Annotated in this window: 8 protein-coding genes and 4 pseudogenes; 5 read left to right on the forward strand and 7 right to left on the reverse strand. The window is 70.8% G+C overall.

Features of this window, described 5'->3' with window-relative positions; translation table 11 throughout:
• A pseudogene (locus tag IEZ12_RS26400) lies at positions 1-209 on the reverse strand (SMI1/KNR4 family protein); the annotation flags it as partial.
• A gap of 215 nt (positions 210-424) precedes the next feature.
• Between IEZ12_RS26400 and IEZ12_RS40425 the strand changes: the two are divergent.
• Positions 425-745, forward strand: a pseudogene (locus tag IEZ12_RS40425) (helix-turn-helix domain-containing protein); the annotation flags it as partial.
• On the opposite strand, the gene IEZ12_RS26410 reads toward IEZ12_RS40425, so the two are convergent.
• Positions 726-1,235 carry a hypothetical protein gene (locus IEZ12_RS26410; protein ID WP_229848056.1) on the reverse strand — a complete coding sequence of 170 codons (510 nt, stop codon included), beginning with the start codon at positions 1,233-1,235 and terminating at the stop codon, positions 726-728. The pseudogene IEZ12_RS40425 and the gene IEZ12_RS26410 overlap by 20 nt on opposite strands.
• Positions 1,236-1,277: 42 nt before the next feature.
• On the reverse strand, positions 1,278-1,418 hold the full coding sequence (locus tag IEZ12_RS40850; protein ID WP_189275494.1) for a hypothetical protein: 141 nt from the start codon (positions 1,416-1,418) through the stop codon (positions 1,278-1,280).
• On the opposite strand from IEZ12_RS40850, the pseudogene IEZ12_RS39170 reads away from it, so the two are divergent.
• Together IEZ12_RS39170 and IEZ12_RS40680 are read left to right on the forward strand one after the other, a co-directional pair.
• A pseudogene (locus IEZ12_RS39170) lies at positions 1,401-1,475 on the forward strand (integrase); the annotation flags it as partial. The gene IEZ12_RS40850 and the pseudogene IEZ12_RS39170 sit on opposite strands and share 18 nt — an antisense overlap.
• A gap of 429 nt (positions 1,476-1,904) precedes the next feature.
• Positions 1,905-2,353, forward strand: a pseudogene (locus IEZ12_RS40680) (DUF6000 family protein).
• Positions 2,354-2,642: 289 nt separating this feature from the next.
• Here IEZ12_RS40680 and IEZ12_RS26420 read toward each other — a convergent pair.
• Entirely contained in the window at positions 2,643-3,155 is a 513-nt protein-coding gene (locus IEZ12_RS26420) for a tetratricopeptide repeat protein (protein WP_229848058.1), read from the reverse strand.
• Positions 3,156-3,313: 158 nt separating this feature from the next.
• On the opposite strand from IEZ12_RS26420, the gene IEZ12_RS26425 reads away from it, so the two are divergent.
• Together IEZ12_RS26425 and IEZ12_RS26430 are read left to right on the forward strand one after the other, a co-directional pair.
• Positions 3,314-3,841 carry a SigE family RNA polymerase sigma factor gene (locus IEZ12_RS26425; protein WP_189275350.1) on the forward strand — a complete coding sequence of 176 codons (528 nt, stop codon included), beginning with the start codon at positions 3,314-3,316 and terminating at the stop codon, positions 3,839-3,841.
• 23 nt (positions 3,842-3,864) lie between these two features.
• Positions 3,865-5,076 (forward strand): hypothetical protein, encoded by a 1,212-nt coding sequence (locus IEZ12_RS26430; RefSeq protein ID WP_189275352.1) that lies wholly within the window; start codon positions 3,865-3,867, stop codon positions 5,074-5,076.
• 575 nt (positions 5,077-5,651) lie between these two features.
• On the opposite strand, the gene IEZ12_RS26435 is transcribed toward IEZ12_RS26430, so the two are convergent.
• The 3 genes from IEZ12_RS26435 to IEZ12_RS26445 form a co-directional block, all read right to left on the reverse strand.
• Positions 5,652-6,317, reverse strand: coding sequence for a nitroreductase (locus tag IEZ12_RS26435; protein ID WP_189275354.1), 666 nt, complete (start codon positions 6,315-6,317; stop codon positions 5,652-5,654).
• An 81-nt stretch (positions 6,318-6,398) separates the two neighbouring features.
• Positions 6,399-8,108 (reverse strand): sensor histidine kinase, encoded by a 1,710-nt coding sequence (locus tag IEZ12_RS26440; RefSeq protein WP_189275483.1) that lies wholly within the window; start codon positions 8,106-8,108, stop codon positions 6,399-6,401.
• Positions 8,109-8,221: 113 nt separating this feature from the next.
• A partial coding sequence (locus IEZ12_RS26445) for an ABC transporter permease (protein ID WP_373295530.1) occupies positions 8,222-9,061 on the reverse strand: 840 nt, incomplete at its 5' end.

Here is a 9,061-nt window from a genome sequence, read left to right on the forward strand (position 1 = left end):
TGCCACGACCCCACATCAACTGGCGGGACCCCGTCGATGGGGCCGAAGCCGCCGTTGGACACCTCGGTGTAGAGACGTCGGAGAAGCGTGGGGAAGGCGAACCCGATGACACGTTCTGCTTCGGCAACGGCTTCGGGCGGCGCCGCCGGGGGCGCCTGCCGTTCCTGGGCGATCCTCCGGCAGACTTCAATGATCTCGTCATCGGTCATCCGATGAGCGTATGAGCCGACTCGGACAGTTGACGCCGCTCTTCCAGCGCGCGGGTCCGAGACCATCGTCAGCCGCCCTCCGCCACTCGAACAGGCCACACAGCAGACCTGCCGAACGAGGACTCTCCGCACCTCAGGAACTGCCATACGCACGCCGACATTCGGGCGGTTGGATGTGCGGTGAGCGTCCGTCGGCCTGACCGTTGGGGGGTGTGGTGGCCGAGCCTGTTTGTGTGCGCAGGTTGACCGACCAGGAGGGGCAGAGGCTGCAGCAGAACCTGCGTCGGGGCAGTGCCAGTTCGGTGCGGTTCCGGCGGGCGATGATGCTGTTGGCCTCGGCCGGCGGGAACCGGGTGCCAGTGCTCGTCCAGCTGGTGCAGGCCGACGAGGACACCATCCAGGGTGTGATCCATCGGTCCAACGAGATCGGCCTGTCCGGCCTGGACCCTCGGACCCCCGTGGGTTCAAAGAAACTGAGGCTTACTCAGCGCGAACTCACGGGTCGATTGGTGTGCTTCAAGCCGGTGGCCCCGTGGGTTCAGCTGAAACGCGAGGGTGCTCAGTCAGCCGTCGGGCTTCGGCCGTGACGTCGGCATCGACCTGTGCCACGGTCCTGTCGCAGTATTCGAGGACGTCGTACTCGTCGTCGAGTTCTGCGAGCCGTTCAGCCAGGGCCAGTTCATGCCCAAAACGCTGATGAATCCGGAAGGCGAGCTCCCGAGGAGTCAGCTCGCCGCCCAGCATCTGACGCGCGAGTGCTCGCACGGCGGCTTCCTCGCCAGCCTGACTGCCGACCGGATAGAAGGTGAGGACCAGTTCGTCGAGTGCTGCGGGAAGGAACTCGGGGACGTAGTAGTCCGCTTCAGCGCGTGTACACGCTGCCAGGGCCCGCAGCGCGGGACTGTCGAGCCCGGCAACGAGTGCATCGCACGCGGCGCTGACCACATTGCTTGCTCGGACCTCACCGATGCTCCAGAGAGCGGCGTGGTCCTGCAGATTGCTGGCTGCTGATTGAGTCGACGGCACCGACACATGATCCCTTCGCGGGCTGGCAAGGTCGAGCGGGTTTCACCGGTCCCTCTGCTCTGCGACCTGCGACAGGAGCGCGCGGGCGGAGTCCGCGTAGCGGATGGCGGTCTTCTCGGCCAGGCCGAAGACTTCGGCGAGTTGGAGCGGATCGGGGCCGCAGACGACGTGCTGGCTGCGCAACGTCGAGAGCGAGCCGTCCGTAGTGAGAAGGGCATCCGATGGGGCGGACGCTTCGCGCCGCGGCGGCCTGAAGCCATCCGGGGCCGCCCCATCAATAGCGGGTGTGGGTGCCTGCCCCGCGTCCACGACGGCCAACCGGCCACCGCTCGTCCACCTCGACAGCGAACGATCGGCACCTCGTACAGGCCGTCTGCCTCAACGGCGACCACGAGTAGCCATACCCGGTGAACCCTTCCAGGTCGATGTCCGCTCCGCACAACGTCAGAGTCCTGGTCACGACGGCATGCTCAACCTCGGGCGTGCAGGACTCGTCCACGGCTGCACACCACCGGTCTGACGTGGGTCGATACGGCGGGCGCTGAACCTGGCCGGAGACCGTAACGATGACGGTCGCGAGACAGTGCCCGCAGGTCACCCACGTTCCGCCATCCGAGCTCAGCGGAATCGAATCGAGGACACCGGGCAACTCGCCCCCGCACACATCGCATGTCACGCCGACGATCATCCCAGGCGCTCCGGACAAGCCAGCTCGGGGGATCAGCGCGACAACCAGCTCATGCGAGCAACCCGGTGAATCTTCCAGGTCAGAGCACTAGACAGCTCTGCTTCGCAGGCCAGGGATGCTGCTTTGCCCTCGTGCACTTCGGCACCGACGAGGACGCCCAGCACCTCACGGTCTGCCTGGACCGCTACCTCCGACAGCCGACTGCCAGTACGACCAACACTGGGCCATCAGCGCGCTCCTCCACGTTGACAGCCGCACGGGAAGCGAGCACGCTGCCCGATTCCTGGCGCCCGGGAGTCTCTGGGACCAATGGAACGAGGCGCAGCCGAGGTCGTCATCACCGAGCCGGTTCATGGACGATCTGTGTGCCTTTGCTACCGACAGCGAAGCCAACGGAGTCATCGGCTCGGGGCGTCGGGAAAGAATTTGACCAAGCAGGTGTCGGCGTACGGGCCAATGTGCCCTCGAAGCCAGCCCCATCGGTGATGTCCCACGTCGGTTCACCTTCATGATCGGCGTGGCACCTCGGGTGTGCGACGTCGTCAGATCGAGTGGTCATTGACTGGAATGAGGAGCCCTTGCCCCCACAGCCACACATCGCGACAGAGTCGATCCTCCGTCAGAAACTGCCGTGTGCATGCCGGTCGCAGATACGGGCACCAGCCGAGGTCACCACGTGCCAACCCACCTGCATTGGCCTTTTACAGGGCGGATGCTTCCTACTCGGGTCGGCCGTCGGCGAGCCACTGGGCGAGGCCGCGCAGACCGACTGCCCATCGCCCGAGGTCGGTGACCTCGGCATGCTCGGTGACGACGGCGAGCAACTCGGCCACTGCCTCGTCCGGGCGCTGGGCGTCGTTGAGGGTCAGAGCGCGGAAGACGCGGACGGAGTCGGAGTCGGGGAATTCCCTGCGGGCTCGGTCGAGGACTGCCAGCGACTCGTCCAACTCGGCCAGCCACCTCAGGGTGCTGGCGTACTGGCACAGGCACCGGCGCAGGACGTCGCCTTCGAGGCCGAGGGCGAGCGCGCGCTCGTAGTAGCCGCGGGCGGTCTCCTCCTGGCCCGCGGTGTCGTAGGCGCCACCCACCTCGTACACGAGGACCGGGTGGTCCGGGTGTTCGGCAAGCAGCGCCTGGAAGTAGGCGATCGTCGGCGCCATGTTCGCTCGGTCGCGCTGGTCGTAGCCACGCTGGATCGCCTCGGCCAGTTCGGGCGTCACGTCGGTCGTCACTGCTGCGCCCCCACGCGTACGAGTCTGTAGATCAACTCACCTTATCGGAGCGTCGCCCGCAGGCGCCTGCCGGTGGATCGGCCCGGCGTTTGCAGCTCATTCGTCCTTTGCGCCGTCCCGCCCGGGACGCGGCGGCAGGCACGTCGCGTTAAAGAGACATGAAGCATCCATCGGCCAGTCCTGATCCGGCGCAGCCTCCGGACTTCCGGGAGTTCGCGGTCTCGCGAGGACGTCATCTTCTGCGCACTGCGTACCTGTTGACGGGCGGTGACGCGCATCTCGCGGAGGACCTGGTGCAGGAGGCCCTGGGCAGGGTCTACGGACGGTGGCGCAAGATAGCGCGGTTGGGGAATCCGGCCGGCTATGCCCAGACCGTGCTGGTCAACACCTTTCTGTCCCATCGCCGGCGGCGGGCGAGCAGTGAGCAGGCGACCGACACCTTCGACGAGGTCGCGGTCAGCGATCCCGATCCCTCGTTGCGGCTGACCCTGCTGCGGGCGTTGAGTGCGCTGCCCCCGCAGGACCGCGCGGTGCTGGTCCTGCGTTTCTGGGAGGACCGCAGCGTCGAGGAGACCGCCACCGTGCTCCAACTGAGCGCCAGCGGTGTCCGCTCGCGCAGCAGCCGGGCGCTGGAGCGCATCCGCGCCGTCCTCGGCGACCAACTCGACGAGCTCGTCCGTCACTGACCCTCTCAGGAGAGTTCTCCCCCATGTCTTCCGACAACGCCGTCTCCGAACTGCTGCGGGACGCCGCCGATCTCGCCCCCGACACGCCCGGCGAAGTGCTGGCCGATGTCGGCGAACGCCTCGGCCGGCGACGTGTCCTGCGCCGACGCGCTGCTGCGGCCGCGGCCGCGGGCGCCGCGATGACACTGGTCGCTCTGGGCGGCGTCGCCGTGCAGCACGGCGGCGCGAGCGCACCGGCGGCCGTCCGCCGGGCAGCCAACCCGGCCGTCACCGGCCAATTCATGATCGACACCTTGACGTCCCTGTTGCCGCCCGGTCGGGTCGACGACACGCACGGCGAGGGCTCGGACGCCCAGTTCGGCGGCCCCTTGGCGCACGTCGCGTACGACGACGGCCGGGGCGCTTCGGCGATGACCCTCAGCACCGACTGGGTCGCGCTGCCGATCGGCCCGGGGACCGAGGGCACCCAGTGCGTGGATCCGACCGAGCGTCCCACCGCCGGTTGTACCCGGACCGTGGGTGCGGACGGCTCGATCCTCGTCATTCAGAAGTTCACCCCCGAACCCGGTGGCGGCCCCACCTCCACCTGGACCGCGATCTGGACCGGCTCCGACGGCCGCCGCGTCCGTCTCTCCGAGCTGAACTCCCGTACGGCCGGCCCGCCACTGACCCGTCCCGAACCTGTCCTGTCCGTCGAGCAGTTGGCCGCAGTGGTCAGCAGCCCGGCGTGGAACCCGGTGTTCGAGGTGTTCGCCACCTCGACCAACACTCCTGCGAGCTCCCAACTCCCGCTTCCCGACGCCATCTTGGCCACGGCCGAGAGCCTCCTGCCGTCGGACGCCCAGCATGACCGCGGCAGCACTCCGCAGACCACCCCGGGCGCGGCCCATCTCATCGTGACCGTCGACGGACGGACCAGTCTGCTGTCCATCTCGGTCACGCCGCAGTGGATGAAGGAGGGCAATCCGCGAAGCCTCTTCGCCGACCTCGCCGCCGGCGGGCAGCCGACCCGCACCCAGAGCGGCGCCGACGTCATCACCTCGACCTCCGGCGCCACCAAGAGCTCCCCCAACCCGCCCGTCCGCTGGCTCGTCGACGCCCTCCTCCCCGACGGCACCCGCGTGAGCATCTCCGAGAACAACGGCACCACCGGCTACGACGCCCAGCCCGGCAACCCGGCCCTGACGCTCGACCAGCTCACCGCCCTCGCTGCCGCCACCGCCTGGCAGCACTGACGAAGAAGGCCCCGACCGCTGCGGTCGGGGCCCCCACAGCCGACGACAGGCAGCGCGGGCGGCTCGGGAGGCGCACGGTAGGAGGCCGGCCGGTGTGTTGGCGGCCTGCGCGGGCCGGACGGCGGCCAGGACGAGCGCGCCGGACAGGGCGATGAGGGCGGCCGAGGCACGGTGCCGGGATCGGCGAGGAGCGATCATGCGGCATCCGTACCGGGCCCGTCCGCCGACGCCGGAGATCCGCCTCCGATCGTGGGCGCGCCGGACCGGGGATCGACCCTGGGCAGCCGGCCGCCCGGCGGGCCCGTCACCGGGGTCGCCGAGTGGCGACATGTCGCCGCGCCACAGGGAGGACCACAAGTCCGAACAGCCCGAACGTGCGCCGCCCGTGCAGCCCGTTTTCCAGCAGGAGACGGCCTCCTGCAGATACTCTCCGCCTGCTCGACAGCCGCCACCGCAGGGCCGCCCGGCCCCAGTAGGTCGTCCGGCGTTCCAGGGCGGTGACGGCCGTCGGCTCGTCGGTCTGCGCAGCCGCGCCGGTGGCCGTCGGCGGAGCGGGCTCCTCGACCGTCCGGTCGTCACATTCCGATGAAGTCCACGGTCTGTGCCATGTCCGCCCGCCCGGTGCGCAGCGGTGGCACGCCCTCCTTCTCGAACCCGACCGAGACACCGCAGAGCAGTACCAGCCGGGCGTCGGCCCCGAGCAGTTGGCCGACGGTCCGGTGATACATCGTCCACATCACCTGAGGGCAGCTGTGCAGCCCTTCCGCCCGCAGGAGCAGCATGAGCGTCTGCACGTACATCCCCGCGTCCGCCCACTGCCCGGGGCCCATCGTCCGGTCGAGGTAGCAGAACAGGACGACCGGTGCCCCGAAAGCGTTCGAGTTCAAGGCGGCGATCTTGGTGGCCCGGTCGGGGTCGTCGCGCTCGATGCCCAGTGCTTCGTATCGCTGGGCGGCCGCGGCGGCGAAGCGGTCGGTGTACGGCGAGGCCAGCTCGTCGGGGTACATCGGGTACTCGCGTGCGTCGCCCGGGTCGCCCGCCAGCGCCCTGGCCGTCGTACGACTCTTCAGTCGGGCCAGGGGCTCGCCGGCCACGACATAGGTGTGCCACGGCTGGAGGTTCCCGCTGGAGGGAGCCCGCGTCGCCGCGGTCAGCACTCGTTCGAGGAGCTGTCGGGGCACTGGCTCGTCGCTGAACGCCCGCACGGCCCGGCGGCTGTCCACGGCTTCGTACACATCCACGTGGTTCTGGTCCTCTCGCTCGACGTGGTTCGACCGGCCGGTCGGTGACGACCTCTCACCGGTTCCTGGATCGCTGTGGCTTCAGCGCGTCCTCGACGGTGCGGAAGGCAACCGCAGGGCCGCCGGTCGATTTGCGGGCACGGTGTCCTTGGCCGCCAGGACGTCGCCCGACCAGCAGAGCCGGTAGAGGTCGACCTCGGTCAACAGGTCGCGGCCGGACCGGTAGAACTCGCAGCGGGTGCCGGGGGGTTGGGGTGCGGAACGGGCGCGGTCGGGTAGGTAGGGGTAGGCGTGGTCCGGCAGCAAGGCGGCGAGTTCGGCGCGCGGACGACCGACGGTCAGCTCGTCGAACCGGGACGGCGGTAGCACGCCGGTGGTCAACTGCCAGGCCAGGTAGACGGCCGCGGGTACGAAGAACGCGGCTGCGACAGCAGGAGCCACGAAGGCGGCGGCGGAGCGGCGGCGGGCGGCACTGCGCAGGGAGGCGAGCCGTGTGACGGACTCCGGTACGGGGGTGTCCGCACCGGAGTCCAGGGGAGCGACCTCGCGGTGCGGCCCGCGGTGCGCGGTCGCTTCCGGCCGCGGCGTCGGCGTCCCCGCGCCGGCCGCGACCTGGTGCGGGAGAACCGCGGTGACACGGAACCCGCCCCGGTACGGGCCGGTCGACAACGAGCCGCCGAGTACCGTCACCCGTTCCCTGAGCCCCGTCAGACCTCTGCCACCGGCACCGCCTCTGCCGCCGGCGCCGATCGCCGGGCCTGCTGCCGCGGATGCCGATCGGCTGGCCGGCGGCGCGGCGTTCACGACACTCACGCGGGTACGGTCGGCGCCGTGCGAGATCCGCACCCGTATCTCACCGTCGGGTGCGTGCTTCACCGCGTTGGTGAGCGCCTCCTGCACCGCCCGGTACAGGCCCCGTTGAACGAGGGGGGACAGCACGGGCATCGCCCCGCGCCGCTCCCAGCGCACCGGCACCCCGGAGGCGGCCGCTCGCCCGAGGAGGTCCTCGACGGTGTCGGTGACGTGCAGTCCCGCACCCGGTTCCGTTGTGGCCGGGTCGTGCAGAACGGCGACGGTCTCGCGCAACTGCTCCACGGCGTCGGCAATCGTCCCGCGCAGCTCGGCGAGGTCGGTGCGGTCGCGGTCGGTGAGGTCGGGCGAGAGCTCCAGGGCTCCGGCACGCAGCGCGACCAGGCTCAGGGCGTGCCCGAGGGAGTCGTGCATGTCGGCCGCGATGTCCGCGCGTTCGGTCAGCCGCGCCCGTTCCGCGACCAGGTGCTGGCGCTCCTCCAGACTCCGCGCCAGCCGCCAGCCCTCCCGCACCAGTTCGCGCCGGCCGCGCCAGTGCCGTCCGGTCAGCCAGGGCAGCAGGAGGGCGGCGGGCAGCACGGTCAGCGCGTAGAACCACCACACGGCCGGTGTCCGCAGTACCGCGCACGTCGCGAGATCGAGGGCGAGGCAGCCGACCAGCACCAGGAGCGGGCGCCGCGCCGCGGCGACCCGGACTCCCAGCAGGCAGCTCAGGACGGCCAGCGAGAGGACCTGGGCGTTGGCGGGCGTCGCCGGATCGGCCATGCCCAGCGCGCACAGTCCGTTGACCAGGACGACCGCGCTCCCCGCACGGCGACGGGACAGCGGCACGGCCACCGCCAGGACGGCCAGCGGGAGACCCAGATCCTCGACGGGCGAGGCCGCCGCGCCCGCGTCCCGGAACCCGTAGGCGGTGGCAGCGGCGAGCACGCTCCACAGGGCCACGTCACCGAGGACGGGGCCGACCGGCGGCAGGTGCATGTACGGCACGGTGCGTCGACCGTCCTTCTGGCGCATGTCCTCACCTCTCCGGGGCCAATTGTGCGGGACGGCCCCGGGCGCGCCCGGCACGGGGGCGGCCAGGGGCGTCGGGGTCAGGTGTCCCGGCGACGCAGCACGTACAGGCCGATCACGTGCGCGGCTGCGGCCCACGCCGCCACGATCAGGACCGCCGTCACCGACCCGTACGGCGCCTCGGCGGCGGGGCGCATGAAGCGCTCCCCGGCGCCGTGCGGCAGCCGGCCGTTGAGGCCCGCGAGCGTCGGGCCGCCCAGTCCCAGGAGGATGCTGGGCAGCGCCCACAGGAGGGTGGCGAGGATCGAGAGCGCGCCGGCCGGATGACGCGTGGCGAACGCCACCCCGACGCTCAGCACGGCGACCAGTGCCTCGTAGAGACCGATCGCGAGGACCTGACGGAGACTCAGGCCGACCGAGAAGGAGGCCCGTCCGTCGAACCCGAACCAGGCCACCGCCGTACCCACGACGGCGAACGCGGCGCCGGCGACGAACGCCACCACAGCCACCACCAGGGCCTTCGCGGCGTGGACCCGGCTCCGCCGGGGAACCGACAGCAGCGCAGCCCGCACGCTGCCCGTCGCGTACTCGGAGGTGACGGCGACCGTGGCCAGGACGACGACGGTGAACTGGACGAGGACGGCGGAGGAGGCCGCGGCGTTCCCGGCGGGCTGCACCGGATGCCCGTTGATGCGGGCGATCGACGCGTAGTAGTAGGTGAAGACGCCGGTGATCGCAAGGCCCGTCAGAAGACAGAGGTAGGGGGCGCGGACGGACCACAGCTTGGTCCACTCGGCGGCGACGGCCCCGGCGAGGCCTCCGGGTGCGCCCCGGCCGGGGGTGTCCGGGTCGGGAGTGTCGGGGTCGGGAGTGTCGGGGACGGCGTGCGGCAGGTTCGTGCGGCTGGCGGGCGTCGTCGG

It is taken from the genome of Kitasatospora griseola (assembly GCF_014648555.1).
Taxonomy (GTDB): domain Bacteria; phylum Actinomycetota; class Actinomycetes; order Streptomycetales; family Streptomycetaceae; genus Kitasatospora; species Kitasatospora griseola.